We start from the raw sequence: 25,152 nt of genomic DNA, 5'->3' as shown, positions 1-25,152 counted from the left end.
GTGCGGCACATAGCAAATTGCGATACACTATAAAGCAAACTCATAATGACTTCGACTAAATCCACTATCTACTAAAATGCTGGCCGTGCAAGCGGCGGCCCTAAGGGCTTTGGGCGTTGGCAAAGCCTCTCCGGCGGAGAATCGCTCCGGCCCAGCAGTTCTATCGTTTTTGTCCCCTCCTACATCAAATTGACCCTGCGACTATGACAGCTACCACTCTGCAAAATCCCCTTCTCATTGGTGCCGGTCTACCTCCCTTCGCCAGCATCGAAACCGGCCACATTGTGCCGGGCATTACCGCTCTCCTTGACGACCTCACCATCGCCCTAGAAAGCCTGGAAGCCCAGGTCACCCCCACCTGGGAGGGCCTGGTAGAACCCCTCACCCGCATCGAAGAACGCCTGGGCTGGAGCTGGGGCATTGTCGGCCACCTGATGGGGGTAAAAAACAGCCCCGAGCTGCGCGCCGCCTACGAAACAGTGCAGCCTCCCCTGGTGCAGTTTGCCACCCGCCTGGGCCAGAGCAAGCCCCTTTATGAAGCATTCAAGCAGCTTCGCGCCAGCAACCAGTGGGCCAGCTTCGACCCTGCCCAGCAGCGCATCGTCGAGTCCTCGATTCGTGAGGCCGAGCTGTCGGGGGTGGGCTTAGAGGGAGCTGAAAAAGATCGCTTCAACCAGATACAGCAGAGCCTGGCGGAACTGACCAACAAGTTCTCCAACAACGTACTCGACGCCACCAATGCGTTTAGCCTCACCCTCACCACCACGGGCGAAATCGACGGCCTGCCCCCCAGCCTGCTGGCCCAAGCCGCCCAGGCCGCCCGCGACGCTGGAAACGAAAGCGCCACCGCCGCCGCTGGCCCCTGGCGAATCACGCTGGATTACCCCAGCTTTGGCCCGTTTATGCAGCACAGCCGCCGCCGCGACCTGCGCGAGCAGCTCTACCGCGCCTTTGTCACTCGCGCCTCTGAGGGCGACCTCGACAACAGCCCCAACATCGAGAAAATTCTCGATCTGCGCCACGAAATGGCCAACCTGCTGGGCTACGCCACCTACGCCGACCTCAGCCTGGCCCGCAAAATGGCTCCTTCGGTTGAGGCGATCGAAAAGCTGATGGGCGAGCTGCGGGTCGCCAGCTACGACACCGCCGTCAAGGAGCTGGAGGAACTTAAAGCCTTTGCCCAAGCGAAGGGGGCCGCCGAGGCTGACAGCCTCACCCACTGGGATACGGCCTTCTGGGCCGAGCGCATTCGCGAAGAAAAGTACGGCCTCAACGACGAAGAGCTGCGCCCCTACTTCCCCCTGCCCCAGGTGCTCGACGGTCTGTTTGCCCTAGCCCACCGCATCTTTGACATCACCATTGCCCCCGCTGACGGCGAAGCCCCGGTGTGGCACCCCGACGTGCGCTACTTTCAGGTGCTGAATAGCGGCGGCGACCCGATCGCCCACTTCTACCTCGACCCCTACAGCCGCCCTGCCGAAAAGCGCGGCGGAGCCTGGATGGATGACTGTATTAACCGAAGCAAAATCAACAACCAGGTGCGGCTGCCCGTGGCCTACTTAGTCTGCAACCAGGCCCCCCCAGTAGACGGTAAGCCCAGCCTGATGACCTTTCGGGATGTTGAGACTCTGTTCCACGAGTTTGGCCACGGCCTTCAGCACATGCTGACCAAGGTAGACTTTACTGGCGCATCGGGCATCAATAACGTCGAGTGGGATGCCGTCGAGCTGCCCAGTCAGTTTATGGAAAACTGGTGCTATCACCGCAACACCCTACTCACCCTGGCCCGCCATGTGGATACCGGCGCGCCCCTGCCCGAAGATCTGTACCAAAAAATTGTTGCCGCCCGCACCTTTATGACCGGCAGCGCCATTCTGCGCCAGGTGCGCTTTGGCTGGACGGATATTGAGCTGCACCACCGCTACCGCCCCGGCAGCGGCGAGACGGTGACCGCCGTCAGCCAGCGGATCGCCGAGCAGTCCTCCATTCTCAAGCCCCTGCCGGAGGATGCCTTTCTCTGCGCCTTTACCCATATTTTTGCCGGGGGCTACGCGGCGGGCTACTACAGCTATTTCTGGGCCGAGGTGCTCAGTGCTGACGCCTTCGCCGCTTTTGAAGAAGCTGGGCTAGATGATGAGGGGGCGATCGCTGCCACCGGTCGCCGCTTCCGCGACACGGTGCTCGCCCTAGGCGGCAGCCGCCACCCCATGGAGGTGTTCAAAGCCTTCCGGGGCCGCGAACCCAGTACCCAGGCGCTGCTGCGCCATCGCGGGCTGGTGGCCGCTTAGCATCCACCCTTCAAATCGATAGCTATAGCCCAGGGTTTTCAGGAGCCCTGGGTTCTTTTTGGGTACCAGAATGGCCACTAGAACTACCGGCGCTGAGGAAAGCTAGCGATCGCCCTCGGCAGCGTAAAAAATATGCTCAGAGCCAACCGATGCCCGTCCTACCTATATAAATTAAGTCCGGCTTGCTGCAAAATTCACAACTTTAAAAGGGGCATATCGCTACAAAGAGAGCGCCTACACTACAAAAAAGCTATGCCTATTGAAATTACAACCGTCCTTCCATTGACCGATAGGCCAAAGCAAATCGAGACTTAGCATGAGGCCAAGACGAAACATAGGAGGCTTAATTATGCCTTTGCATCACCTCAAAGATTACTATCCCAACTATCAGGACACCCTAGCTGATGGGCAAATGGAGAGTATTGATTCCTACTCCGTTTACGCCCAGGGTGAAGACAAAGTTGGCACGGCCAAAGATCTGCTTGTAGACGAATCCGGTCGGTTTCGTTATTTAGTAGTTGACACCGGCCCATGGATTTTTGGGAAAAACGTTTTGGTACCGGTCGGCGTGGCTCGGTTTGACTACAACAAAAGCCGCATCTATGTACATGGCCTGTCTAAAACTCAGGTTGAAAATCTGCCTGAGTATAGTGACGATACTGTTGTAGACGAACGGTATGAAGAGCAAGTTAGAAGTCAGTACCAACCCATCGCCCAGGGCCGCTCTAACCGTCATTTTCTAGGCAGTAATTACGCTGCATCCAACGATGCCGCCAACATGAATCCCTTAGATTCTAACCGGATGAATTCCTTAGAGGCGAATCAGCAGCGCACCCAAGCTCCTGTGGGCAATACTCAAGGGGTCAAAAAGATCCGAGAGACCATGGCTCGTCAAGACATGGCTCAGCCAGCGCCCAATCTGTACGATCGCGAGCCCAGCTTCTATGGTCTAAGCGACGAAGACAATCACGGTCCTCTGCGGCTGTATGAGGAGCGTCTAGTAACCCACCGCAACCGCGCCAAAGTGGGCGAAGTAAGCGTAGGCAAACGCGTTGAAACCGAAACAGCTGAAGTTTCTGAGCCGATCGAGAAAGAGCGCATTGTGATCGAAAGACGCGATGTTGTCGATCAGCCCGCCGTGGGAACCGGCCACACCTTTGAGAATCAAGAAGTGGCACGAATGGAAGTTTATGAAGACCAGGTCAATGTCGAGAAAGAGGCCTTTGTTCGTGAAGAAGTGGACGTTCGCAAAGAAACCGATCGCGAGCTAATTCGCTCGCGGGAAAAGGTGCGCCGCGAAGAGTTAGACGTTAACACCGACGGCAGCCCTAGACTCGACCGATAGAGTCTCAACCAGGAGATCAGTTAGTTTCTCCCTAGAATGTGAGAGGACGTAGCTGCGGCTACGCCCTCTCATTATCTGTTTCAAGTATTAGTTGCTTATTTGCGTCTCACGATGTCTCAACAACACCTGATTAACAGTGATGTCTTCGATCGCTCCGGATATCTAATCGGCAATGTAATTGAAGTTCAATCCTCAACGGCCACAGATTTTTCTCTTATCGTGCAGCCCTTAGGTAGCAATCAAGGGAGTCAAGCCCATATTCACAGCACCTCCATCACAGATATAGACTCTGAGAAAAAGACGATTCATGTCGATCGAGATCAGCATGAATTTACTCCCAACGCCGGTCAGGGAATTCAGCTGGTTGAAGAGCGCTTAATCGTCAATCGCAAGCGCGTCAAAGTGGGCGAGATCAGCGTGCGCAGGGTAGTCGAAACCGAGATGGTAGAGGTACCCATTCGACGCGAAAAGCTTGTGGTCGAAAGAATCGGCGACAGTGCCGATCCAGTCGAGATTCCGCTGGGGGAAACTCAGTTCCAGGGCAATGAAATTGATGCTCAGCCAGCGGGTAGCGATCGCAGTCAAGACACCACCGCTAGCGGCAGCTTTGAGACTATTCAGGATGCGATCGCCTTTCTCGACGCCGTTGTTCAGCAGCCAGGCCATCCCTGCGAAAAAGTTAGAGTGGCCATCCTCCTCGACGGGGATAACGGACTCAAGGGAACTCTCTATGAGTTTGAAAATCCCCAAACCGCCATTCAAAAAATCTCACGGCTGGACAAAATTTTGCTTAACCAGTGCAATCAGGTTCGCCTAGAACTGTTCCTCAGCAATCCTGCCCTGCGACGCACCTACCAAGACTGGATTACCCAATACCCTTCCTCCATTCAGGATTTTGGTGACGAACCCAGGCTCTAGCGCTCAGTCACCGCTCAGATCTACGGGGTTGTAGAGACTCATCGCCTTTTCGACGCCGTCCTGTAGAACCTTCTCTAACGCGCGCAGGCTGGTATCGACCACCGCATCCATAGTGCTGCGCTCAACCTTAGAAAAATTGCCCAGCACGTGGGAAACAACGGCTCCGTCGCCGCCGCGATCGCTGGCCCCAATCCCAATCCGCAGCCGAGGAAAATCTTGAGTGCCCAGGTGAGCGATCGCCGACTTCATGCCGTTGTGACCCCCGGCAGACCCCGTCAGCCGCAGCCGCAGCCGCCCTACGGGCAAATCCATATCGTCGTAGACCACCAGCACCTGGCTCGGTTCTAGCTTTAGCCAGTCCAGCACCGCCCGCATCGACTGACCCGAGCGGTTCATGTAGGTCAACGGCTTGAGTAGGTACACCTTCTGGCGTGTCGGCCCAGACCCCGCGCCGTACTCCCCCTGAAACCGCCGCTCCTCCTTGAGGGGCACGGCCCAAGTCTTAGAGATGCGATCGACCACCTCAAAGCCAATGTTGTGGCGGGTGCCCGCGTACTTATCCCCCGGATTGCCCAACCCCACAATTAAGCAGGGTAGCGGGGGCGATGCAATGTCAGCCATAGGTCAACGATCCCCAGACTCTACGCAGGGGAATCAGTTTCGGCGGGCTCGGCAGCAGACTCTGGGCTGCTGCCGCTTGTATTACTCGGCTCCAGCGGAGCAGCGGCAGCCTCGGCCTCAGCCAACGGCTCAGGCGGCGTCAGCACCTTGGGAGAGTCAGGCTCTAGGGTAGCTTTCATTGGCTCAGTCACCGCCTTTTCAATCTGCTGAGCTTCCTTCTTAAACTCTTCCTCAAACTCCCGAGAGGCCTCCTGAAAGCCCTTAATCGCTTTTCCCATGCTGCGGCCAATTTCGGGCAGCTTTTTGGGGCCAAACACCAGCAGCGCCAGCACCATAATTAGCGCCATCTCTGGCAAACCCACACCAAACACGTTCATAGACCAACTCTCGAGTAACGACGGCTGTACAAACTACCCAATGCGGTGCATCAACTATGCCTGCATCAAACGGCAAAAGAGGCTGGGTAGTCAAGGGTCTACGCCAGCCTCAGATTAGTAAATTCTGGATTTCACATCCAAAGTGCGTTGGCAAAGTCTAGAACCCGACCGCTAGGGCCAGCCTCCCAAACATCCCTAGAGACCTACACTGCGCCAGTCCACATCAAAGCTTTCCAGCACGATGGAAGAATTATAAAGCTGCAAAATAATCAGCAGAAACACGAAGAACAGACCAATAAAAACCGCCATCAGAGGGGTGGTGCCCCAGCCGGGAGCAACCTTGCCGTACTCAGAGTTGAGGGGCTTCAACACGTCTCCTAACCTAGTCCGTTGTGCCATGGATCCTTCCACAATCAACACTTTATAGTTCGTAATATTATAGGATGGGGTGGTTTCCTATTCTCATAAACCCCATGGAACCTGCAACAGTTCTTATCATTTCCGTAGCTGCCGTAGTGGTAGCCGTGACTGGTTACTCAGTGTACATGTCCTTTGGCCCTCCGTCCAAGCAGTTGGCCGACCCCTTCGATGACCACGAAGACTAGGGTGATTGGGTCGATGTTCCCAGCTCTGGGCATCGGCCCAACCGCCTCAGGTTTTCTGCCCAGCGTTATTGATTCCGAGGGTTTCTAGTGGTAGGATTAGAAACCTGTGGATTTATTTTGGCTATCTTGCCGCAATCCTTACTGTTCAGAACTTTCAACCTTACGAATGTTGCTTTACCCCTATGATTAAGCTTCGACTCAAGCGTTTCGGCAAAAAGCGGGAAGTCAGCTACCGCATCGTAGCTATCAACAGCGATGCCCGCCGCGACGGCCGCCCCCTCGAGGAAGTTGGCTTTTATAACCCTCGCACCGACGAAACCCGGCTCGATGTGGACGCCATTACCCGTCGCCTAGAGCAGGGTGCACAGCCCACCGAAACCGTGCGACACATCCTTGAAAAAGCCAATTTGATTGAGAAGCGTAAGACCACCTTCAAGACCGCAGCGAAGCCTGAAGTCAAAGCTGAAGCTTAGGTCACCCATTACCTTTAGCCCTTGCCCCCGACATGGATAGCCCTGACTTCCCAGGACTGGTTCGGTTTTTGGTAGAGCCCTTTTTAGACTCGCCTGACTCTTTGCGCATAGACTGTGAAGAGAATTCGGTACAGTCTAAAATGTGGATCCGCATCGCCTTCAAGGGCGACGAGCGGGGCAAGGTATTTGGTCGAGGTGGGCGCAACATTCAGGCGATTCGCACTATTGTGCGGGCCACGGCGGCTTTGTCGGGTTGGTCGGCCTACGTAGATGTCTATGGAGCCTCGGAGCAGGAGGCCGGTGCCGACTCCCGATCGCACAGTGGCCCGCCCCGGCGCGCTTCAGACAAGCCCAAACCCCAGCTGCGTCCCAAATCTTAGGAGATCGGCCCCAGCGGGCCTGACTTATTCTGGCAAATGCTTTAAATGGACTCTCCCTTGCGGATTGAACTGCCGACTCCAGAGGGCGCTGTGGCCCTGGCGGGTTACCGAGAAGAAAACATCAAACTCCTGGCCAGCCAAACTGGAGCATCTCTAGTACTGCGCGGCCAGGAGTTATTTATTTCGGGCACTGACAGCGGGGCCGCCCTGGCCCAGCGGTTAGTCATGGCGCTAGAACCGCTGTGGAACCAGGGGCAGCCGGTGACCACCGCCGACATTATGACGGCCCGTCACGCCCTCGACACCGATCGCATCGACGAACTCCAGGCCATTCACCAGGATGTGGTAGCACGTACCCGGCGGGGGGAAGTCGTGCGGGCTAAAACCTTTCGCCAAAAGCAGTACGTCAAGGCCCTGCGCAGCCAGGATATGGTGTTTTGCATTGGCCCGGCGGGCACCGGCAAAACTTTTTTGGCCACCCTGGTAGGCATCCAGGCGCTGCTCAACAATGAGTTTGAGCGGCTGATTTTGACTCGCCCAGCGGTGGAAGCCGGAGAGCGTCTCGGATTTTTGCCGGGAGATTTGCAGCAGAAGGTCAATCCCTACCTGAGACCGCTTTACGACGCCCTCCACGAGCTGGTAGACCCCGAGAAAATCGCCAACCTGATGGAGCGCGGCATTATCGAGGTGGCCCCTTTGGCCTATATGCGGGGGCGCACCCTCAATAACGCCTTTGTGATTATGGATGAGGCCCAAAATACCACTCCAGCCCAGATGAAGATGGTGCTGACCCGCCTGGGCTTCAAGTCGCGCATGGTGGTGACGGGGGATGTCACCCAAACCGATCTACCGGCTGACCAAACCTCGGGACTGGCGATCGCCCAGCAGATTCTCAAGGGAGTCAACGGCATTGCTTTTTGCCAGCTCAACCAGGCAGACGTGGTGCGCCACCCGCTGGTGCAGCGCATTGTGGCCGCCTACGAAACCTACGAGAGCCGAGTGACCAAGCGAGAGAGTCGGCCTCGATAGCCGGCTAGACGGTGGCAAGCTCGGGCGCAGCCGCCGCCACAGCATCACCCACCGGCACCGAGGCGTAGACTTCGGCAGAGTTGTTGGGGCTTTCGATTAGCTTCACCTTGTGGAGGCTGGCTCCGAGGGTTGCGATCGGGCCTTGCAGCAGATCGCGAATGTGAACGGCGATGTTCTCGGCGGTGGGCACCACCTCGGCAAAATAGGGAATGTCTTTGTTGAGAAAGGTGTGGTCAAAGGGCTCGACCACATGCTCGTCAATAGCCGCCTGGAGCGCGGCTAAATCGACCAGCATGCCGGTGCGGGGGTCGATTTGGCCCTTGACGGTGACTTCGAGGTGATAGTTATGGCCGTGGCCGTGGGGGCGGGCGCACTTGCCGTAGATCTCACAGTTTTCTTCATAGCTGAGCCGGGGCAAGGCTAGGCGGTGGGCGGCGCTGAAGTGGGTGCTGACGGTGAGAAAGGCTTCCATATCGTTACCTGAGTAGTCGGACCAGAGTTCGGGATGCTCGAAAAGCTGAATGTTGACGATGGGCAAATGGGGGGCGAGGCGATCCCAAATTGCCTTGGCGATGAATTCGGTGGTGGGCAGAGTGCGCTGAAATTCTGGCCAGACGTCGTTGAGATAGGCAAAGTCGAGCTGGGCGGTGACTTCTTTTTTGATCACGTGCTTGACGTCAGAGAGGTTGAGCACCATGCCGTACTCGTCGAGGTCGCCCTCTATGGCGACGTAGAGCACATAGTTGTGGCCGTGGCCAGGAAAGCTGGTGCAGGGGCCAAACTGCCGGGCGTTTTCGGCGTCGCTAAGCTCGTTTAGCCAGTAGCGATGGCTGGCAGAAAACTGCGCCCGGCGGTTGATAATGCATTTCATAGGAGCCAGACCCCCCAGGGCTACGGTGGTCACGTTAAGCAACCGTTACATAACCAGCATAGTTCAAATTGCCTGCCCTTGAGGAAACGCCCTTGCCGGGCGACCCATAGGTGGAAAAGGTAAAGATTTTTAGTGATGCGATCGCAACCGCTACGGCTCAAACCCTTGTCAGACAAGCTGTTCCCTTCGATAGATATCGGCTCAAATCGAATGCTATGGCTTGCTGACATCAGGAAGATTTAGTAAAATTGAATACAGAAAGTACGTTGACGTTCATCTGAGGCCGGCTGGAGATTATTCCACTACGCCCTAGACGGAAGTAAGGAGATTGGCTCCCGAAGGAACGCACCCTGCTTAGGCAGTTTGTTAAATCCTTTGTCAACAAGAGGCGTGACATGAAACTTTGCTATCGCGGCGTAGATTACGATTACAACCCGCCTTCTCTAGAAGTGCGCGACAGTGAACTCACCGGTTGCTACCGGGGTCGTTCGATGAAATTCTCCTATGTGAGCCATGTGCCGGTGCCTCAGCCAGTGGCTAACTACACCTACCGTGGCGTTGGCTACAGCACCAATTCCCAGGGACAGGTAGTGGCTTCAGCCACGGTTCCTGAGCGTCAGCCAGTGTTTCAGGCTGGGCGAATTGCGGCAGGCAAGGGGCTAAATGCTCGGCGACACCTGCTGCGCGAGGCCACTGAAGCCCACCGTGTTAACATTCAGCAGTCGATCAAACACCGCATTGAGGTCGCTCGTGCCCAGGGCAATGACCAGCTGCTGAGGCAGCTTGAGGACGAGCTTCACCAAGTAGCCTAGGTTTTGTACTATCGACTCAGCTTTTGCTGGAGCTGGAGCAGTGAGGGGCATCCCAATAAGGGGTGCCCTTTTTTTTGGGCGTGCTTTGCAAAGGGAATAGATTACAAAATAGCTAAGCAGCTTGACAGATATATAGCCATAAAGCTATATATGGATGTGAGGCAGTAGCCTTACTTCACTTATTCCTTTGTTGCAATCATGACTACATTATTAGAAAGCCGCGATCGCGGCAGTTTGTGGGGGCGATTCTGCGACTGGGTAACCAGCACTGAAAATCGTCTGTATGTAGGTTGGTTTGGGGTCTTGCTCATTCCCACCGCCCTGGTGGCAGCGACGACCTTTATCCTGGCGTTTATTGCAGCTCCGCCAGTGGATATTGACGGCATCCGTGAGCCGGTTAGCGGCGGGTTGCTCTACGGCAATAATCTGATGACGGCGACGGTGGTACCGACATCCAATGCGATCGGGCTGCATTTTTATCCCATCTGGGAAGCCGCTAGCCTCGATGAATGGCTATATAACGGTGGCCCTTACCAAATCATTATTTTCCACTTTCTGATTGCCATCTATGCCTATATGGGTCGGCAGTGGGAGTTGAGCTATCGCCTAGGCATGCGGCCTTGGATTCCGGTAGCCTTTTCTGCCCCAGTTTCGGCAGCAACTGCGGTGCTGTTAATCTATCCGATCGGTCAAGGCAGCTTTTCAGATGGATTAATGCTGGGCGTTTCTGGCACGTTCAACTTCATGATTGTGTTCACCGCCGAACACAATGTGCTGATGCATCCCTTTCACATGCTCGGTGTCATTGGCGTCTTTGGTGGGGCTTTGTTCTCCGCTATGCATGGGTCGTTGGTGACATCTTCGCTGGTGCGCGAAACGACGGAAGGGGAGTCTCAAAACTACGGCTATCGATTTGGTCAGGAAGGAGAGACTTATAACATCGTGGCTGCCCACGGCTACTTTGGCCGCCTGATATTTCAGTACGCCTCGTTTAACAACTCCCGATCGCTCCATTTCTTCCTGGCAGCTTGGCCAGTGGTGGGGATTTGGTTCGCCTCCCTCGGCATCAGCACTATGTCGTTTAATTTGAATGGGTTTAACTTCAATCAGTCCATCCTAGACGGGCAAGGGAGGCCCATCTCTACCTGGGCCGATATCTTGAATCGGGCCAATCTCGGCATTGAAGTTATCCACGAGCGCAATGCTCACAATTTTCCGCTCGATCTTGCTTCGGGTGAGGCACAACCGGTTGCCTTAGCCGCTCCTGTAATAGCGGGTTAATCTCTCTAGCCACTGACCGTTTTGACACAACGCTGCAATAACTTTATAGCGCTCTCTAAAGGGGCGCTATTGCTTTTCATATCTCCAATTCAACACCCCGATAAATGACTGATGTAGTTGTAGGCAGTCTGGTTAAAATATTTTCCCTAGAACCCGGCCCCTCACACCCGAGAAATTGCGGCATATGCTCTACGGCAGTCTCGCGGGCCTAGACCGCACCATCAAAATTCTCCACGGCTACGGCTGCGTTGACCTAACGACTGGTGCGATCCCACTCCCGCGCTGCCCATCAGCAATGCTTCGAGCAGAGTCGAAACGTAGTTGCCGAGCGGAGTCGAGGTATGGATGGTGAGTATGACCAAAACCTTGTTCATAAAGTGAGTTTCCTGACTCTAGGGGTCGAGTTCCTTGCCTGCTTTCTGCCAAAGCTGGGCTAAAAGCAAAGGAACCCGGCCCCTGGGGTTAGCGCAGCTGCGAGGCAATGGTTTCGAGCAGGTCACTGAGGTCGTAGGGCTTGAGCAAGAAGGCGCTGGCTCCGGCGGCTAGCGCCGCCTCTTGGTAGGTGGGTAGGCCGCTGGTGGCCACGATTTTGACGCTGGGCCGCATCGCCTTGAGCCGCTGAATCAGCGTAATGCCATCCATGCCGGGCATCATCATATCGACCACCACCAGATGGGCCGACTGCTGAGCAAAGTAGTCTAGCGCCTTAAAACCATCGTTGGCCATCACAATGCGGTAGTTGTAGTTGAGCAGCAGCGATCGCACCGACTGCTGCACCGAGGTGTCGTCCTCTACCACCAGCAGCAGTTCGCCCTGGCCCTGCTGAGGGGCGTTGGGCCAGTCGGCCTCGGGGGCATCGCTGGCCGAGGGCTGGGTAAGGGCGGGCAAATATACCTGCATCTGGGTGCCCCGCCCCACCTCGCTGACCACCCGCACAAAGCCATCGCTGGCCTTAACAATGCCCAACACCGTGGCCAGCCCCAGCCCGGTGCCCTGGCCGGGGGCTTTGGTGGTAAAGAAGGGGTCAAAGATGCGATCGCGCAGCCCCGGGTCGATGCCGGTGCCTGTATCGGCTACGGTGAGCCGCACGTACTGGCCCGTCTGGGCATCGATATGGGTCTGGGCCAGAGCCGCATCCACGGTCACTAGCTCCGCTGAAATAGTCAACCTGCCGCCCGTGGGCATGGCGTCGCGGGCGTTGACGCAGAGGTTCATCAGCACCTGGTGCAGGTGGGTGGGGTCGGCGCTGACTCGCAGTTCCTGGCCCCGGCCCACCCCTCGCTCCGGCAGCCGCAGGTCAATGTGCTTGGGCAAACTCTGCTGCAAAATATTTCCCAGGTCTTGCAGCAGCGGCCCCAGATTCACCTCCGTGCGCGCGCCGCTGCTGCTGCGGGTGATCGACAAAATCTGCTGCACCATGCTGGCCCCGCGCTTGGCGCTCTCTTCTAGCAGCCGCAGATGATCCTGGGCTTTGTCGCTGAGGTGGCGCTGGGTGAGCCGCAGTAGTTGGGCAATGGTGACAATCGGGGTAAACACATTGTTGAGGTCGTGGGCAATGCCGCTGGCCAGCCGCCCTAGGCTCTCTACCCGCTGGGCCTGGTAAAACTGCGCCTCCAGAGCTTTCTTTGCGGTGATGTCGGTCTCGACCGAGAGAATGAATTTGGGCCGTCCGGCCTCGTCGTTGACTAGAGTCCAGCGGGTGGCGACGGTGATGGCCTGGTCGGTTTTGGTGCGTTTGGCGAGTTCGCCCCGCCACTCGCCCCGCTCAAATAGGGTGGGCATCATCTCCCCGTGTTGGGCGATTTCGCTGTGCAGCAGGTCGTAGGCTTTGTGGCCCAGGGCCTCGGCGGCCTCAAACCCGTAGAGGCGCTCGGCTCCCTGGTTCCAGTAGAGCAGCCGGTGGTCGAGGTCACGCACGGTAATGGCATCGGAGGCGATGTCGAGCAGGGCTGCCTGTTCGCGAATTTTGCGCTCGGCGGCTTTGCGTTCGGTGATGTCGCGCCCCTCGGGCACCAGCATAATCACCTGACCCTGTTCGTTTAAGACGGGCTTGATGGAGAAGTCAACCCAGGCGGTAGAGCCGTCGGCCCAGACATGCTGGTTTTCCATGCGTATAGTGTCGCCCTGGGCAGCGCGGCCAATCGCCTGCCGCAGGCGCTCCCGCTGCTCGGGAAAGTGATCCCACCAGGGTGTGAGCCAGAAGGGTTGACCAATCACCGCCTCGGGGGTGGCCGCAATCACGCTCAGGGCCGTGCGGTTGATGTCGAGCACCGTGCCGTCGGTTTTGAGCAGGCCAATAAACTCAAAGGTGCTGTCAAACACTGCCCGCAGCTTGCGCTCACTCTCTTGGAGGGCCACTTCGGCCCGCCGCCGCTCGGTGACATTGCGAAACAGCACCGCCACCTGGCGCAGTTCCGGCGCGCCGAAGCGAAAGCCAAACACGTCAAACCAGCGCTCCATTTCTTCGGCGTGGTCTTCAAAACGCACGGGTTCTCCGGTGATGGCCACCCGGCCTAGCTTTTCAAACCAGTGGGTTTCGAGGTTGGGCACCATTTCGCGGACGCGTTTGCCCTTGGCGTCCGCAAGCCCGGTCTGCTGGGCAAAGGTGGGGTTGATGTCGAGAAAGCGGTAGTCGATGGGGCGATCGCCCGCGTCAAACAGCATCTCAATCACGCAAAACCCCTCGTCCATGGAGTTGAACAGCAGGCGATATTTTTCCTCTGACTCGCGCAGGGCAGCTTCGGAGCGTTTGCGTTCGGTGATGTCGATCGCCCCGCCGTAAACCCGACCGTCGTCGGCATAGAGGCGCGCCTTCCACAGCAGCCAGCGGTAGGAGCCGTCTCTGTGGCGGTAGCGATTTTCAAAGGCAAAGGTGTCGCGCCCTTTAAACAGCTCGGTGATTTCGTCGGCGGAGGCGGCCAGGTCGTCGGGGTGGACAAAGTCGCCCCAGGGAATGGCGGTCATTTCGGCCACCGTCCAGCCCAGGGTTTGCTCAAAGGTGGGGCTGACCCAGTGGAAATGACCGTTGCGATCGGTGATTACTTGGAGGTCAGAGCCCACCGCTAAGAACCGCTCGCGATCGCGCTCTAGCTGCTTGCGCTCGGTGACATCGTAGTTGACGGAGGTCACCACCCAGCAGTCGTCGGCGATTTTTTGCGAGGCATAGTCGCTGCAAAACCATCGCATTTCCCCATCCCGATGGCGAAACCGATATTCGGCAGTGGCCTGGCCCTCGGCGTAAAAGGTTTCAAACAGGGGCATCAGCACCTGGTCGCGATCGTCGGGGTGCACCTGGGAGAGCCAAAACTGCTTGTCGGCGTAGACGCTGCGGGGATAGCCAAACAGCTGTTCGCACCCGGCTGACCAGTACTCGTACTCCCAGTCGCCGCTGCTGTCGACCCGAAAGCTAGCAATGGCGGCGATCGCGCTGTCTAAAATGCCGCTGAGCTTGGCCTCCGACGCTTTGAGCGACAGCTCTAGCCGCTTGCGCTCCGTCACATCGCTAAAGGTAACGCTGAGCCTGCCGCTGCCGGGTGTGCCCATCGGCTTAAACGAGGTCGAAAACCAGCGATCGATTGGTGCAGCGTAGTCCTCCAGGTGCACGGCCTCACCGCCAAACCCCACCCGACCCACAGTGTCAAACCACACCTCCGCCAGCCCTGGCAACACCTGCCGTGCCCGCCGACCGATCACCTGCTGGCGGGCAATGCCCGTAGCCCGCTCAAAGGCCGGGTTCACCTCGATGTACAAAAAGTCAAAGCCGCCGTCGTCGCAGCGCAGCGCCTCGCCAATCAAAAACGCCTCGTCAACGCTTGAAAACAGCCGCCGATACTTCTCTTCTGACTCGCGCAGGGCCAGATTGGCCTGCTTGCGAGCGGCTTCGCCGCGAACCCGCTCGCTGATATCCAGCACTGAGCCAATGTAGCCCTCAAACTCGTCCTCCATCCCCAGCCAGGGGCGCGCCGCGTCGATCACCCAGCGGTATTCGCCGTCGCGGCGGCGCAGGCGATACTCGATCCGAAAGTTCTGCTGACGCTGGGTGGCGATGAGAAACGCGGCCTTGGCAGCGGCGCGATCGTCGGGATGCACGGCCTCCACCCAGCCCAGCCCCAGCCCCGTAGCCTCGCACTGTCCGGTAAATTCATACCAGCTCCGGCTTAGGTAGGTACAGTGGCCGGTGGCATCGCTCACCCACACCATCACCGGAGCGTAGTCGGCCATATTGCGAAAGCGGGCTTCGCTGCGAGCCAGTTCCACCACGGGGCTGATCGCAGCGGTGGGCTTCCCTAGCAGCGCGCTGATCCGCCCTACCAGATTCACCGCGTCCACGGGTTTGAGTAGGGTTTCGGTGGCCCAGGGGGGTGCCGCCATCGCGGAGTCGGTAAGCAGCAGAATTGGGGTGGGTGAATATCCCTGGGCCTGGCTATGTTCCTGTAGCGATCGCCCCAGCACAGCATTCTCTGCCCCCGCATCCAGCACAATTAGGTCGTAGCGGCCCTCCAGTGCTCGGCGTAGAAGGCTGGGGCGATCGCAGGCTTCGCCAATGCAGACCACCTCTACGTCGCAAGCTACGCTAGCCAGCAGCAGCTTCAGCGCCTGGGCAACTAGGGGTTCGTTTTCCAAAACCAGAAGTTTCATCACGCATCCCAGGAACAACGGTCTTTTCAGATCCTAAGGAAATCGAGGGGCGATGGCGGGGAAAAATGGCCGTTTTGCAATGAAACCGTCGTTCTTCACGAAGAAACATTGAGGCGATGTTTCCCCAGCCCACGTCAGGCTGCCCTGAACTGAGCCACCTGGGGGAACCCTAGCGTCAACGCCCACCGGAGGTTGATAGCCCGTGTCATCCCTAATTTTTTTGTTGCTGATTTGTACCGTGGTAGGCGTAGGGGGACTTGTCCTCCTGGGCAGCCAGGGAAACCTGAAGCCGCCTCAATCTACCCAGGGCAGCGAGAACAATGCTGGCCAGTCCTACACCTACAGCTGCCAAAAGTACCTGTTTACCCGTACAGAGCTAACCTTCTATAGAGCCCTGCAGGCAGCCACCCAGGGTCAGTATCTGGTGTTTGGCAAGGTGCGAGTGGCCGATGTGCTCAAACCCCAGACCGATAACCGGGGCGACTGGCAGCGGGCCTTTAACAAAATCTCGGCTAAGCACTTCGACTTTGTGCTGTGCGACCCAGCTAGCCTCAAGATATTGGCGGCAGTTGAACTTGACGGCAGCAGCCACCAGCGCGGCAATCGCATCAAGCGAGACGATTTTCTCAACCAGGCCGTTGCCAGCGCCGGACTGCCGCTGATCCGCTTTTTAGTGCAGGAATCCTACAGGCAAGAGGCCATTCAGCGCGATATTGCCAAAACGCTGGGGGCTGTAAAACTAAAATCAACACCAAAGCCCATGCGTAAAACTCGCCCTCAATCGAATTAGCGCACCCAGATCAAACTCTTCAACAGCAATGATTCATGCCAAATTTATGCCCAGGCAAATTCTGTCATAGAACGTTTTTTGGGGTGTTGAAAGCCCAAAACAATATCCTCTGGAGGAACTCCGGCCTCTAATAAATCATTGGCAATGCCCTGTTTTGTCCAATCTTCTTCAATCCAAATTTTGTCTTGTTCTAAGCGGAGATAGACGGTTACCCCAAAATCTCGCCGTTTGCCAGTCCATCCCACATGGAACCAGAAGTAATGATCGCGATCTGGATCGAAAGCAACGCATTCTTGCACCTCAGCTTGGTTTGAGTCTGCGGCCCAATCTCGATATTCGGTCAGAATTTTTTGGATGATTTGACGATACTGATCTAATTTATCCATTGGATAATCTCCTGCTCGTCGATATTGACCACAAAAAATCTAATTTGGCTGGAGCGGACTAAAAACTCAACGCCTTCGCGGCTGAAGAAATTGTGGTAGGTCATATCATCAATGGCTAAATAGAGATCATATTCAGATGCCGTTTCTTGAAGCAGCACTTGATACACCTTATATTGACCGACCGCTAGGTGGAAGTCAGTGATCAAAGAGCGTCCAACAAAGCTTTTGATTTCGACGACTATTTTCTGCCCGGCTCGTTCAGCCGCTATGGGTTGCTCCGCCGCCAAGTCCGCATACAAATCGAGGTCTTTATACTGAATGCGATACGGATCCGCAAGAATTACCCAACCGTCTTTGATTAAGGCTGCCTTGACTGCATCGTGATAGAGGTCTTTAGCTGGCACATCATTACCCTATCTAGCCCGGCTTGATTGTCGTCTACCTCGTAGCCATTGAGGTAAATTATAGCCGTCAGCTCGGGCCAGTTTTATCGACTAGCCAGAGATTTCAGTGCCGTTAAGCTGCCCTCTCCAAAACCTGAAACACGGTTTTCTGTTAGGGTTGGGGATGGTATTGAGTTCCCCCCGATGAAGCTACTCTGCATTAGCAATGGCCACGGCGAAGACGGCATTGCGGTTCGCATTCTCAAGCAGCTGCGCCAACTGCCCGGTGCGCCAACCCTAGCTGCGCTGCCCATTGTGGGCGAAGGCCGCGCCTACGAGAAAGCGGGCATTGCCATCCAGGGGCCGACCCAGGCCATGCCCTCCGGCGGCTTCATCTATATGGATCGCTCCCAGCTGTGGCGCGACTTGCAGGGGGGGCTGGTGGGGCTGACCCTGGCCCAGCTCAAAACCGCCCGCCAGTGGGCCAAGAGCGGGGGCAAAATTTTGGCAGTGGGGGATATTGTGCCCTTGGCGATCGCCTGGCAGAGCGGCGCTGAGTACTTCTTCATTGGCACCGCCAAGTCGGAATACTACCTGCGCAACGAAACGGAGCGATTGCCCGGTCGCCCCCCGCTGGAAGGTTGGTCAGGCTCGGTCTACGTGCCCTGGGAGCGCTGGCTGATGGCCCGCCCCCGCTGCCAGGGAGCCTTTGTGCGCGACCAGCTCACCGCCGACCTGCTGCAAAAGCTGGGGGTGCCCGCCCACTACCCCGGCAACCCGATGATGGATGACCTGGACACCAGCGCCGACAAGCTGGCCCGACTGACCGCTACCTTTATTCCGGCCCCAGCGGTACTCACCCTGGCGCTACTGCCCGGCTCCCGTGCGCCCGAGGCCTTTGACAACTGGCAGCGGATGGTGAAGGCGATCGCATCGGTCATGCAAACCTTCGGCGATCGCCAGATTCGCCTGCTGGCGGCCCTCGCCCCCGCCCTCAACCTGGCCGCATTTAAAGATGTCTTGCTAGACGCCGGGTGGCAGCCCGCCGTGGGCGAGTACCTCACCTTTCAGCGGGGCAATGGCATGGTAGTGCTCACCACCAACGCCTTTGCCGAATGCCTACACCTGGCCGACGCGGCGATCGCCACCGCTGGCACCGCCACTGAGCAGGCGGTAGGACTGGGCAAGCCCGTCGTCACCTTCCCTGGCCCTGGGCCACAGTTCACCTATGCCTTTGCCGAGTCGCAGTCACGGCTGCTGGGGCCATCGATCATTTTGCTCAGCCAGCCTAGGGAGGCGGGGGCGGCGCTGAAAACTTGCCTGGCCGATGGCCCCCGTCTCCAGCGCATTGCTGAGAATGGCCGCCGCCGCATGGGGTCGCCGGGGGCTGCCGGGGCGATCGCCAAAGCCCTGCACCAGCACTACGCCGAGCCGCCCTACTCCGACGCGACATCCTGGGCCGCCTGATTGCGGCTGGGGTCGCCGTAGCGAAACGGCCCCGTCTGCATCACTACCTTCGTCCGCATCTCGGCGGGCGCTTCCGCTGCGCCCCAGTGGGCCTGAATTGCCTGCAACAGCTGGTCTTGCTGCACCCTCAGGTCGGGGATATCCCAGCCCTTGTTGATAATGGCAAACCACACCGGCCCCTTTTCGGCGGTGGGCACCATGCCCGCCAGGGCGCTAACCTCTGCCAGGCTGCCGGTCTTAACCGCTGCTGTGGCAGGAATGCGGCGATCGATCAGCGTGCCCACGTCTTCCCCTGATACCGGCAGCACATCGGCTACCGAGAAACCCTGGGCACTCAGCTCCTGCTGCATCGCCACCGTCATCGCCACCGCCGCCCGCGCCGACATCTGGTTGTCTACCCCCAGCCCCGACCCGTTGACCAGGCTGAGTTCACCCACGGGTAAGTCTGCTGCCGCTGTCGCCTTGGCCATCACCGGCCCCGGCCCACCCGCCAGGTCGGCGACCATTTCTGCCATCACGTTGTTGCTGTAAATATTCATCGCCTTGAGCAGGGCCACCAGCGGCAGCGACTGGTGCTGCACCACCCATTCCACGTCGCTGGTCTCTAGCTCCGCCGCCGGTACCCAGCGAGGCGTACCCGCTACCTGTAGGCTGGGTTGCGGCGTGCCGGGCGGCAGGTTGGCGTAGGCCTGGCGTGCCTCCCAACTCCAGGTTGAAGCCGACATCGCCTGCTGCAAATCCGCCAGAGAATCTGCCAGCTCTTCCTCAAAATTCATGGTGAAGGAGCCGCTGACCAAAATCTCCCCCGTCACCCGCTGAATGCCCAGTTCTTGCAGGCGGTTGGCCAGCACAATGCCCTCTTCCCACACAAACAGCGGGTCACCGCTGCCCTGAATCACCAGGTCGCCGTCGAGCACGCCATCGGATTGGAGGGTGCCGCGCATACCTACCCGAGTCTCGAAACTGTGGTCAAGGGGCCAGGTTTTCAGCGCAGCCAGGGTGGTCGCCAGCTTGGTCAGCGAAGCGGCGGGCATCAGCACATCTCCCCGATGCTGGGCAATCATGCGATCGCCCACCTGAATCCAAACGCCCTGGTCGGGCACTGACCAACCCTGCCGCTGCAGACCCGCCACGTAATCAGCCACGATCGCCTCTACCACCGGGTCGCGGGCCAGCTCTGCAATCCACGGCGACTGCCACTCGATTTGCAATGCGGCAGGGTTGAGCCCCGACGGCTGTAAAATTTCGGGTTCTCCCGTGCCTAAAAGGATTGAGAACAGGCCCAAGGAAAGAGCCAATAGCGATTGGGAAGCCACGGATTGCGAATCCTCCACGCGGTGTAGCCCAGGGGTGTGGGCGATACCCGACTAAGATACACCAGATGGTGGGGAGTGGGGGTGGGGGAGTGGATGGGTGGGAGAGTGGACGGGCGAGAGAGTAGATAGGGCGTTCGGGGATAAGGGGAAAGGGGGTTTGGAATCTTTTAGTCTGTAGTTAGCTGTATTTTTTGCTGGGGCCGATGATTGTCTGTATTAGCGATCTGCTGAGCCCGGATGAGGTGGCTCAGATTAAAGCGGGATTAGGCCAGGCCGAGTTTGTGCCGGGGGCGACGACGGCGGGCTGGCACGCCAAGCTGGTCAAGCAAAATGAGCAGGTGGCTAAACAGGCGGCTGAGCCCTTGAAGGCAGTGGTGCAGAATGCGTTGGCGCGCAACGCGTTGTTTCAGGCGATCGCCTTTCCTCGCATCATCCACTCGCTGTTGTTTAGCCGCTATGGGGTGGGCATGAGCTATGGGCGGCATACGGACAATGCTCTGATGGGGGGCGCTAATTTCTATCGCTCAGATCTGTCGTTTACGGTGTTTTTGAGCGGGCCAGAGGAGTACGACGGCGGCGAACTGGTGATTGAGGGGGCCGACAGCGAGCAACCCTACAAGCTGGCGGCGGGCAGCGCCATTGTCTATCCATCGACCACGCTGCATCGGGTAGAGCCGGTGGTGAGGGGCGATCGCACCGTGGTCGTGGGCTGGGTGCAAAGCCTGGTGCGCGATGCCGCCCACCGCGAAATTCTCTTCGACCTCGAAACCGTGAAGCGCACCCTGTTTGCCCAAACCGGCAAAACCCCCGAGTTTGACCTGCTGACCAAGACCACCGCCAACCTGCTGCGCCAATGGGCCACCTAGGAGCGTACGGCCCTTTTGCGGCAAGAACTATTATCAACAAAAAAGCCTGCTATCCATCAGGAACAGGCATAAAAGCGAATTCTTGGAGCTAGATTGCGCTGAAATCCCCCTAGACCAAGGACTTCTCAGCCCAACGATATTCACTGCTTGAATTCTATTTGACAGTAATTCCCATTTGAAATACAGTCTGAAACTATACATTTCATCGTGACGTAGGGTTTTTCATGAACGCTCGATACAAGGCTGTAGACCTGTTTTTGGCGGCGGGGGTAATGGTGACGGGGGCGCAAACCGCCGCCCAGGCAGGTGTAACAGTCACCCCCGAGGGTATGGGTGGCAATGCCGACGCAACGCTAGTCAGTCAAGGCGCGGTCTGTCGTCCGATCGCCGTTGATGGTGGCGGCGAGGGCGGCGGCGCTGATGAGGGCGGCGAGGGTGGTGAAGGTGGCGAGGGTGGCGAGGGCGGTGCGGCCTTACCCGCTGAGACGGCTGAAACCGTTGTGCTAGCGCCAGAGGATCAGTTTCGCGATCGCCAGATCATCACCGATTTTGTCGATGCCCTGATTGTGCCCAACTACGAGCAGCTCACCGAGCGATCGGGGGCGCTGTCGGAGGCGATTGCCGCCTTTGTGGCTGTGCCCACCGAGGAAACCCTGACCGAGGCCCGGCAGGCCTGGTTGGCCACCCGCCAGCCCTGGGAGCAGAGCGAAGCCTTTGCCTTTGGCCCCGCCGCATCCCTAGGTTTGGATGCCGAACTGGACGACTGGCCCCTGAATGAAACCGACGTGCAGGCGGTGCTAGAGAGCGAGAATGCCCTCACCCCCGAGTACGTGGCCAGTTTGCAGACCAGTCAGAAGGGCTTCCATGCGATCGCCTTTCTCCTCTTCGGCACCGATGCCGACAAACCGCTGGAATCGTTCACCGATCGCGAGCTAGAGTATTTGGCCGCCATTGGGCCGGTGTTTGACGGAACCGCCAACGCCCTGCTGGCCAGCTGGACTGAGGGCATTGACGGCTTCCCCGCCTACCGCGATGAGTTTGTCGAGGCCGGGGAAGACAGCAATACCTACCTCACCGTGCAGGCCGCCGGGGAAGAGATCGTCCAGGGCATTCTGGGGATTTTAGACGAGCTGGGCAACGTCAAAATTGGCGAAGCCCTAGAGACCCAAAACCCATTTCTGCTGGAGGCCCGCTTTGCCCAAAGCTCCCTCCAAGACTTTCAAGACAACTTGCTCAGCGCCCAAAACGCCTACCTGGGAACGTATCCGGCGGCCAACAGCGAAGGCAAAGGGCTGCAAACGTTTGTGGCCTCCGTTGACCCAGCCCTAGACGCCGAAATTCAAGCTCAGATGCAGATCGCCCAAACGGCGGTGGCCGCCATCCCTGGCCCGATTGAGGAAACCCTGTGCGACCCCACGGCCCAGCCCCAGATCGAGAATGCCGTGGACAGTATTGCCACCCTGTTTGAAACCTTTGAGCAGCGGGTGCTGCCCCTCGTTCAGCAATGATGCCATTCACTGTCAGGCTCCAGCGGGGGCGGATTCGTCACGCGCTGCTGGCGCTGATCGCCCTCGGGTTGGGGGTGGCCCTCTCGGCGCTGTTGCGATCGCCCGCCGCCGCCCAAACCCCCCGACCCCAGGCGGGTGGTGATACCACCATCTACAGCCGCACCTCCCGCGCCTACGAGCAGCCCGCCCCCAATCTCGACGCCTACTGGGCTGAGCGCCACGCCGTGGGCGACCTGGCCTTTGAAGCCGCCTTTGTCACCGCCCCGGCCCAGGTCAACCCCGGCCTGGGGCCGCTGTTTAACGGCACCGCCTGTGCCGGGTGCCACATCAAAAATGGTCGGGGTCTGCCCGAGAAAGGGCAGCGGGCCGTGCGGGTCAGCCAGGTAGAGCCGGGGATTGGGCATGGCAGCGATTATTCCTTTGCCCTAGAGGTCGATTCACCGGGGGCAAATACCCCGGCGGTGCCCGGCATTGGCACCCAGCTGCAAGAGCAGGGCGTGCATGGCCATGCGCCCGAGGGCATTGTGCAGCTCACCTGGCAAGACGAGTCGGGCACCTATGCCGACGGTACCGAGTATCAGCTGCGATCGCCCCAGATCACCCTGCTGACCCTCGACAGTTCTCCCTTCCCCGAGGACATTGCCATTTCCCACCGCATTCCGCAGCCGGTGTTTGGGGCGGGCCTGCTAGAGGCGGTGCCCGAAGCCGACCTTTTGCAGCGGGCCGACCCCGGCGATCGCGACGGCGACGGCATTTCCGGCCGCCCCAACCGGGTGTGGAATGTGATCGAGCAACGCCCTACCCTGGGCCGCTTTGGCTGGAAGGCCAACACCCCCACCCTGTTGCAGCAGTCGGCCTCGGCCTACGTCAACGACATGGGCGTCACCAACCCGCTGTTTCCCGAAGCCGATGGCGCAATGGATATCGCCATGGACACCCTAGAGGCGGCGGCGGTCTACGTGCAGACCATCGGGGTACCCGCCCGGACGCTGCTCGATGACCCCCAGGTGCGGCGGGGCGAGCAATTGTTTGCGGCGGCCAACTGCATCGCCTGCCATGTCTCTGAACTGCGCACCGGCCCCCACGAAATTCCGGCGCTGGCGAACCAGACCATTCACCCCTACACCGACCTGCTGCTCCACGATCTGGGGCCAGGGCTGGCGGATGGTCGGCCCGATTTTGAAGCCTCGGGCAGTGAGTGGCGCACGCCGCCGCTGTGGGGCGTCGGGCTGGCCCAAACAGTCCTCCCCTTCTCAGGCTTTTTGCACGATGGCCGCGCCCGCACCCTAGAAGAAGCAGTGCTGTGGCACGGGGGCGAGGCTGAGCTGGCTAGGTCAACCTTTCAGGCCATGGCAAAGGACGATCGCGCCGCGCTGATTCGGTTTTTGCGATCGCTCTAAGCTCAGCGCTACGCCAACAGCCTAATTCTGCGGAATCGGTATCAGTCTCAGCGGGCTAGGGCCGATGGTATTTACCTCAGCGCAAATGCTTTTAGATACAGCGATAACGGTTTTTTTCAGTTCTGCGTCAACCAGACTGATCAGCGCAATGGGTACATCACAGATAAAGTCGGCAAGCGACATGAAGTCGTCGTAGAAATACTCAGCGGGCGTGTCTAAGGAGATTTCTGGGAAAGAAGATACCAGCGTTAATCCAGTGACTGTAGCTGCCGTAGGGTGGGCACTGCCCACCATTGGGGAAACTCTTTTACAGAAGTCGCCTAAAACCTTGTACTGCCTCAGCACCTCAAGCCGCTCAGTCTCTTGGGTAAGTGTGTTGGCTTTCATTAAATTGCCGTACTGCCTTACTTCATCCTATAGAAATCATTCTAAAAAGCTCCCCAACAAGCATGGGATACGAAATCCGATTTGGTAAACCCCAATTCATGATCAGGAACCCTGTAGGGGCGTAGCATGCTACGCCCCTACAAATCGGGGGTATTCATTCGGGATTTAGTATGAGTTGCGAACGAAGACTTGACAGTGCTCAACGTGCATCCTTTAGAAAGACTTAGGCGATTTCTAGAAAACTTTCTCCCAGTGGTGGGCACTGCCCACCCTACGTCGGCGAAGGTCGCTGGATTAGAGAAGGGATAGTTTTTTCTGGAGATCTCCTCAGCGCCAGAGAGCCCAAGGTCTAGAGAGTCGGTTAGGGGCTGATGTTCATCGAGTCGAAGGCCTAGGGAAAAGAGGCGACAGTCAAGCTGAGTACCACGTAAGACAGAGATATCCACACAACCTTTAATAAAGTGTTACATTCATAGACATGAAGTCAAATTAGAAGAGACGTCATCATGGATATTCGTCAAGAGTTACCCCTTGAGCAACAGTTCGAACTGCGGGTGTTTGAAGAGCAAGTTCAATCGCTTTCCCCAGAGGACGCTCAAACTCTACTCGTGCAGCTTAAAGAAGCCATGCTGTACCAATCCACCACGTTTCGGGAAATTTTAAAAAACACCTGGGACATTGGTAAAGGCCCTGACTTTGTGCACGAAGCATTAGCAGAAGGTTAATTTCTCTTGTCAGAAATGCCAATGCTCTTAAAACAGCTCACGTTTTGTGGGAAAACCGACAATTAGCCCAGCTTTTCCAAAACATTCAAACCGGAAAAGCTGGGCTAGTGTTTTATCGAGCGTCTGTAGTCTGTAGCGCTATTTCACAGGTTTTGGATAAGAGGGTGTTTGAAAAGTCGGATGGGGTCAAAAATCATGCTAATCGCCTGACCATGATACGGATCATGGCGAGGTAAATGAGGGTTTCCGATGTTTCCGGCAACCGTTCGTAGTCTCGCACCAAGCG

General features: G+C 57.8%; 25 protein-coding genes, 1 pseudogene and 1 riboswitch. Of the genes and pseudogenes, 15 read left to right on the top strand and 11 right to left on the bottom strand.

Annotation, left to right across the window (positions count from 1 at the left end):
- Nucleotides 1-203 precede the first annotated feature (203 nt).
- From VB780_RS23280 to VB780_RS23270, 3 genes are all read left to right on the top strand, one after another.
- Nucleotides 204-2,288, top strand: coding sequence for a M3 family metallopeptidase (locus tag VB780_RS23280; protein ID WP_323353573.1), 2,085 nt, complete (start codon nucleotides 204-206; stop codon nucleotides 2,286-2,288).
- Nucleotides 2,289-2,637: 349 nt separating this feature from the next.
- On the top strand, nucleotides 2,638-3,633 hold the full coding sequence (locus VB780_RS23275; protein WP_323353572.1) for a DUF2382 domain-containing protein: 996 nt from the start codon (nucleotides 2,638-2,640) through the stop codon (nucleotides 3,631-3,633).
- A gap of 111 nt (nucleotides 3,634-3,744) precedes the next feature.
- A complete protein-coding gene (locus tag VB780_RS23270; protein WP_323353571.1) occupies nucleotides 3,745-4,551 on the top strand; it encodes a DUF2382 domain-containing protein in 807 nt (268 codons plus the stop codon).
- A gap of 3 nt (nucleotides 4,552-4,554) precedes the next feature.
- On the opposite strand, the gene pth is transcribed toward VB780_RS23270, so the two are convergent.
- The 3 genes from pth to psbH form a co-directional block, all read right to left on the bottom strand.
- Nucleotides 4,555-5,172 carry an aminoacyl-tRNA hydrolase gene (gene pth / locus VB780_RS23265; RefSeq protein WP_323353570.1) on the bottom strand — a complete coding sequence of 206 codons (618 nt, stop codon included), beginning with the start codon at nucleotides 5,170-5,172 and terminating at the stop codon, nucleotides 4,555-4,557.
- Between the two features lie 20 nt (nucleotides 5,173-5,192).
- Nucleotides 5,193-5,549 (bottom strand): TatA/E family twin arginine-targeting protein translocase, encoded by a 357-nt coding sequence (locus VB780_RS23260; protein ID WP_323353569.1) that lies wholly within the window; start codon nucleotides 5,547-5,549, stop codon nucleotides 5,193-5,195.
- A 195-nt stretch (nucleotides 5,550-5,744) separates the two neighbouring features.
- Nucleotides 5,745-5,948: a photosystem II reaction center phosphoprotein PsbH gene (psbH, locus tag VB780_RS23255; protein ID WP_190625761.1), complete on the bottom strand. Its 204-nt coding sequence runs from the start codon at nucleotides 5,946-5,948 to the stop codon at nucleotides 5,745-5,747.
- 74 nt (nucleotides 5,949-6,022) lie between these two features.
- On the opposite strand from psbH, the gene psbN reads away from it, so the two are divergent.
- The 4 genes from psbN (at nucleotide 6,023) to VB780_RS23235 (ending at nucleotide 8,036) form a co-directional block, all read left to right on the top strand.
- On the top strand, nucleotides 6,023-6,154 hold the full coding sequence (gene psbN, locus VB780_RS23250; RefSeq protein WP_073607618.1) for a photosystem II reaction center protein PsbN: 132 nt from the start codon (nucleotides 6,023-6,025) through the stop codon (nucleotides 6,152-6,154).
- 182 nt (nucleotides 6,155-6,336) lie between these two features.
- Nucleotides 6,337-6,627, top strand: coding sequence for a 30S ribosomal protein S16 (gene rpsP / locus VB780_RS23245; RefSeq protein ID WP_323353568.1), 291 nt, complete (start codon nucleotides 6,337-6,339; stop codon nucleotides 6,625-6,627).
- A 32-nt stretch (nucleotides 6,628-6,659) separates the two neighbouring features.
- The gene (locus VB780_RS23240; RefSeq protein ID WP_323353567.1) at nucleotides 6,660-7,007 is read left to right on the top strand and encodes a KH domain-containing protein; all 348 of its coding nucleotides are present in this window, start codon (nucleotides 6,660-6,662) and stop codon (nucleotides 7,005-7,007) included.
- A gap of 45 nt (nucleotides 7,008-7,052) precedes the next feature.
- On the top strand, nucleotides 7,053-8,036 hold the full coding sequence (locus VB780_RS23235; protein WP_323353566.1) for a PhoH family protein: 984 nt from the start codon (nucleotides 7,053-7,055) through the stop codon (nucleotides 8,034-8,036).
- Nucleotides 8,037-8,040: 4 nt separating this feature from the next.
- Here the strand turns inward: VB780_RS23235 and VB780_RS23230 are convergent, their stop codons facing one another.
- Nucleotides 8,041-8,940, bottom strand: a complete 900-nt coding sequence (locus VB780_RS23230; protein WP_323353565.1) for a 6-carboxytetrahydropterin synthase — start codon at nucleotides 8,938-8,940, stop codon at nucleotides 8,041-8,043.
- 235 nt (nucleotides 8,941-9,175) lie between these two features.
- Nucleotides 9,176-9,257, top strand: a riboswitch (Glutamine riboswitch).
- A gap of 45 nt (nucleotides 9,258-9,302) precedes the next feature.
- Between VB780_RS23230 and VB780_RS23225 the strand changes: the two genes are divergently transcribed.
- The gene (locus tag VB780_RS23225; protein ID WP_323353564.1) at nucleotides 9,303-9,719 is read left to right on the top strand and encodes a DUF4278 domain-containing protein; all 417 of its coding nucleotides are present in this window, start codon (nucleotides 9,303-9,305) and stop codon (nucleotides 9,717-9,719) included.
- Nucleotides 9,720-9,917: 198 nt separating this feature from the next.
- On the top strand, nucleotides 9,918-11,000 hold the full coding sequence (gene psbA / locus VB780_RS23220; protein ID WP_323353563.1) for a photosystem II q(b) protein: 1,083 nt from the start codon (nucleotides 9,918-9,920) through the stop codon (nucleotides 10,998-11,000).
- 221 nt (nucleotides 11,001-11,221) lie between these two features.
- Here the strand turns inward: psbA and VB780_RS23215 are convergent, their stop codons facing one another.
- Both VB780_RS23215 and VB780_RS23210 read right to left on the bottom strand, forming a co-directional pair.
- Nucleotides 11,222-11,374: a hypothetical protein gene (locus VB780_RS23215; protein ID WP_323353562.1), complete on the bottom strand. Its 153-nt coding sequence runs from the start codon at nucleotides 11,372-11,374 to the stop codon at nucleotides 11,222-11,224.
- An 88-nt stretch (nucleotides 11,375-11,462) separates the two neighbouring features.
- Nucleotides 11,463-15,638, bottom strand: a complete 4,176-nt coding sequence (locus VB780_RS23210; protein ID WP_323353561.1) for a PAS domain S-box protein — start codon at nucleotides 15,636-15,638, stop codon at nucleotides 11,463-11,465.
- Nucleotides 15,639-15,840: 202 nt separating this feature from the next.
- On the opposite strand from VB780_RS23210, the gene VB780_RS23205 reads away from it, so the two are divergent.
- Complete coding sequence (locus VB780_RS23205) at nucleotides 15,841-16,428, top strand: DUF2726 domain-containing protein (RefSeq protein ID WP_323353560.1); 588 nt, start codon at nucleotides 15,841-15,843, stop codon at nucleotides 16,426-16,428.
- A gap of 44 nt (nucleotides 16,429-16,472) precedes the next feature.
- Here VB780_RS23205 and VB780_RS23200 read toward each other — a convergent pair whose 3' ends face one another.
- Both VB780_RS23200 and VB780_RS23195 read right to left on the bottom strand, forming a co-directional pair.
- Nucleotides 16,473-16,814 carry a XisI protein gene (locus tag VB780_RS23200; protein WP_323353559.1) on the bottom strand — a complete coding sequence of 114 codons (342 nt, stop codon included), beginning with the start codon at nucleotides 16,812-16,814 and terminating at the stop codon, nucleotides 16,473-16,475.
- Entirely contained in the window at nucleotides 16,802-17,218 is a 417-nt protein-coding gene (locus VB780_RS23195) for a XisH family protein (protein WP_323353558.1), read from the bottom strand. The genes VB780_RS23200 and VB780_RS23195 overlap by 13 nt, the downstream gene beginning before the upstream one ends.
- Nucleotides 17,219-17,401: 183 nt before the next feature.
- Between VB780_RS23195 and VB780_RS23190 the strand changes: the two genes are divergently transcribed.
- Complete coding sequence (locus tag VB780_RS23190) at nucleotides 17,402-18,664, top strand: lipid-A-disaccharide synthase-related protein (protein WP_323353557.1); 1,263 nt, start codon at nucleotides 17,402-17,404, stop codon at nucleotides 18,662-18,664.
- Here the strand turns inward: VB780_RS23190 and VB780_RS23185 are convergent.
- Nucleotides 18,634-19,980 carry a D-alanyl-D-alanine carboxypeptidase gene (locus VB780_RS23185; RefSeq protein WP_323353556.1) on the bottom strand — a complete coding sequence of 449 codons (1,347 nt, stop codon included), beginning with the start codon at nucleotides 19,978-19,980 and terminating at the stop codon, nucleotides 18,634-18,636. The genes VB780_RS23190 and VB780_RS23185 overlap by 31 nt on opposite strands.
- A 203-nt stretch (nucleotides 19,981-20,183) precedes the next feature.
- Here VB780_RS23185 and VB780_RS23180 point away from each other — a divergent pair, with 203 nt between their 5' ends.
- The 3 genes from VB780_RS23180 to VB780_RS23170 all read left to right on the top strand — a co-directional run bounded on the left by VB780_RS23180 (nucleotide 20,184) and on the right by VB780_RS23170 (nucleotide 23,754).
- On the top strand, nucleotides 20,184-20,846 hold the full coding sequence (locus tag VB780_RS23180) for a Fe2+-dependent dioxygenase (RefSeq protein WP_323353555.1): 663 nt from the start codon (nucleotides 20,184-20,186) through the stop codon (nucleotides 20,844-20,846).
- Between the two features lie 224 nt (nucleotides 20,847-21,070).
- Complete coding sequence (locus VB780_RS23175; protein ID WP_323353554.1) at nucleotides 21,071-22,354, top strand: imelysin family protein; 1,284 nt, start codon at nucleotides 21,071-21,073, stop codon at nucleotides 22,352-22,354.
- Nucleotides 22,351-23,754 (top strand): di-heme oxidoredictase family protein, encoded by a 1,404-nt coding sequence (locus VB780_RS23170; protein WP_323353553.1) that lies wholly within the window; start codon nucleotides 22,351-22,353, stop codon nucleotides 23,752-23,754. The genes VB780_RS23175 and VB780_RS23170 overlap by 4 nt, the downstream gene beginning before the upstream one ends.
- A gap of 21 nt (nucleotides 23,755-23,775) precedes the next feature.
- On the opposite strand, the gene VB780_RS23165 is transcribed toward VB780_RS23170, so the two are convergent.
- Nucleotides 23,776-24,141 (bottom strand): hypothetical protein, encoded by a 366-nt coding sequence (locus VB780_RS23165; protein ID WP_323353552.1) that lies wholly within the window; start codon nucleotides 24,139-24,141, stop codon nucleotides 23,776-23,778.
- A 506-nt stretch (nucleotides 24,142-24,647) separates the two neighbouring features.
- On the opposite strand from VB780_RS23165, the gene VB780_RS23160 reads away from it, so the two are divergent.
- A complete protein-coding gene (locus tag VB780_RS23160; protein ID WP_323353551.1) occupies nucleotides 24,648-24,866 on the top strand; it encodes an NblA/ycf18 family protein in 219 nt (72 codons plus the stop codon).
- Nucleotides 24,867-25,065: 199 nt separating this feature from the next.
- Here the strand turns inward: VB780_RS23160 and VB780_RS23155 are convergent.
- Nucleotides 25,066-25,152: pseudogene (locus tag VB780_RS23155) on the bottom strand (IS5/IS1182 family transposase); the annotation flags it as partial.

It is taken from the genome of Leptolyngbya sp. CCNP1308, assembly GCF_034932455.1.
Classification (GTDB): Bacteria; Cyanobacteriota; Cyanobacteriia; order Phormidesmidales; family Phormidesmidaceae; genus Nodosilinea.
The sequence above is the reverse complement of the archived record's forward strand: the minus strand, read 5'-3'. Positions and strand labels throughout refer to the sequence as shown.

Excerpts from the sequence above, each read along its gene's own strand:
- VB780_RS23280 (WP_323353573.1), top strand. The coding sequence starts at position 204 with ATGACAGCTACCACTCTGCAAAATCCCCTTCTCATTGGTGCCGGTCTA.
- VB780_RS23275 (WP_323353572.1), top strand. The coding sequence starts at position 2,638 with ATGCCTTTGCATCACCTCAAAGATTACTATCCCAACTATCAGGACACC.
- VB780_RS23270 (WP_323353571.1), top strand. The coding sequence starts at position 3,745 with ATGTCTCAACAACACCTGATTAACAGTGATGTCTTCGATCGCTCCGGA.
- pth (WP_323353570.1), bottom strand. The coding sequence starts at position 5,172 with ATGGCTGACATTGCATCGCCCCCGCTACCCTGCTTAATTGTGGGGTTG.
- VB780_RS23260 (WP_323353569.1), bottom strand. The coding sequence starts at position 5,549 with ATGAACGTGTTTGGTGTGGGTTTGCCAGAGATGGCGCTAATTATGGTG.
- psbH (WP_190625761.1), bottom strand. The coding sequence starts at position 5,948 with ATGGCACAACGGACTAGGTTAGGAGACGTGTTGAAGCCCCTCAACTCT.
- psbN (WP_073607618.1), top strand. The coding sequence starts at position 6,023 with ATGGAACCTGCAACAGTTCTTATCATTTCCGTAGCTGCCGTAGTGGTA.
- rpsP (WP_323353568.1), top strand. The coding sequence starts at position 6,337 with ATGATTAAGCTTCGACTCAAGCGTTTCGGCAAAAAGCGGGAAGTCAGC.
- VB780_RS23240 (WP_323353567.1), top strand. The coding sequence starts at position 6,660 with ATGGATAGCCCTGACTTCCCAGGACTGGTTCGGTTTTTGGTAGAGCCC.
- VB780_RS23235 (WP_323353566.1), top strand. The coding sequence starts at position 7,053 with ATGGACTCTCCCTTGCGGATTGAACTGCCGACTCCAGAGGGCGCTGTG.
- VB780_RS23225 (WP_323353564.1), top strand. The coding sequence starts at position 9,303 with ATGAAACTTTGCTATCGCGGCGTAGATTACGATTACAACCCGCCTTCT.
- psbA (WP_323353563.1), top strand. The coding sequence starts at position 9,918 with ATGACTACATTATTAGAAAGCCGCGATCGCGGCAGTTTGTGGGGGCGA.
- VB780_RS23215 (WP_323353562.1), bottom strand. The coding sequence starts at position 11,374 with ATGAACAAGGTTTTGGTCATACTCACCATCCATACCTCGACTCCGCTC.
- VB780_RS23210 (WP_323353561.1), bottom strand. The coding sequence starts at position 15,638 with ATGAAACTTCTGGTTTTGGAAAACGAACCCCTAGTTGCCCAGGCGCTG.
- VB780_RS23200 (WP_323353559.1), bottom strand. The coding sequence starts at position 16,814 with ATGGATAAATTAGATCAGTATCGTCAAATCATCCAAAAAATTCTGACC.
- VB780_RS23190 (WP_323353557.1), top strand. The coding sequence starts at position 17,402 with ATGAAGCTACTCTGCATTAGCAATGGCCACGGCGAAGACGGCATTGCG.
- VB780_RS23180 (WP_323353555.1), top strand. The coding sequence starts at position 20,184 with ATGATTGTCTGTATTAGCGATCTGCTGAGCCCGGATGAGGTGGCTCAG.
- VB780_RS23175 (WP_323353554.1), top strand. The coding sequence starts at position 21,071 with ATGAACGCTCGATACAAGGCTGTAGACCTGTTTTTGGCGGCGGGGGTA.
- VB780_RS23170 (WP_323353553.1), top strand. The coding sequence starts at position 22,351 with ATGATGCCATTCACTGTCAGGCTCCAGCGGGGGCGGATTCGTCACGCG.
- VB780_RS23165 (WP_323353552.1), bottom strand. The coding sequence starts at position 24,141 with ATGAAAGCCAACACACTTACCCAAGAGACTGAGCGGCTTGAGGTGCTG.
- VB780_RS23160 (WP_323353551.1), top strand. The coding sequence starts at position 24,648 with ATGGATATTCGTCAAGAGTTACCCCTTGAGCAACAGTTCGAACTGCGG.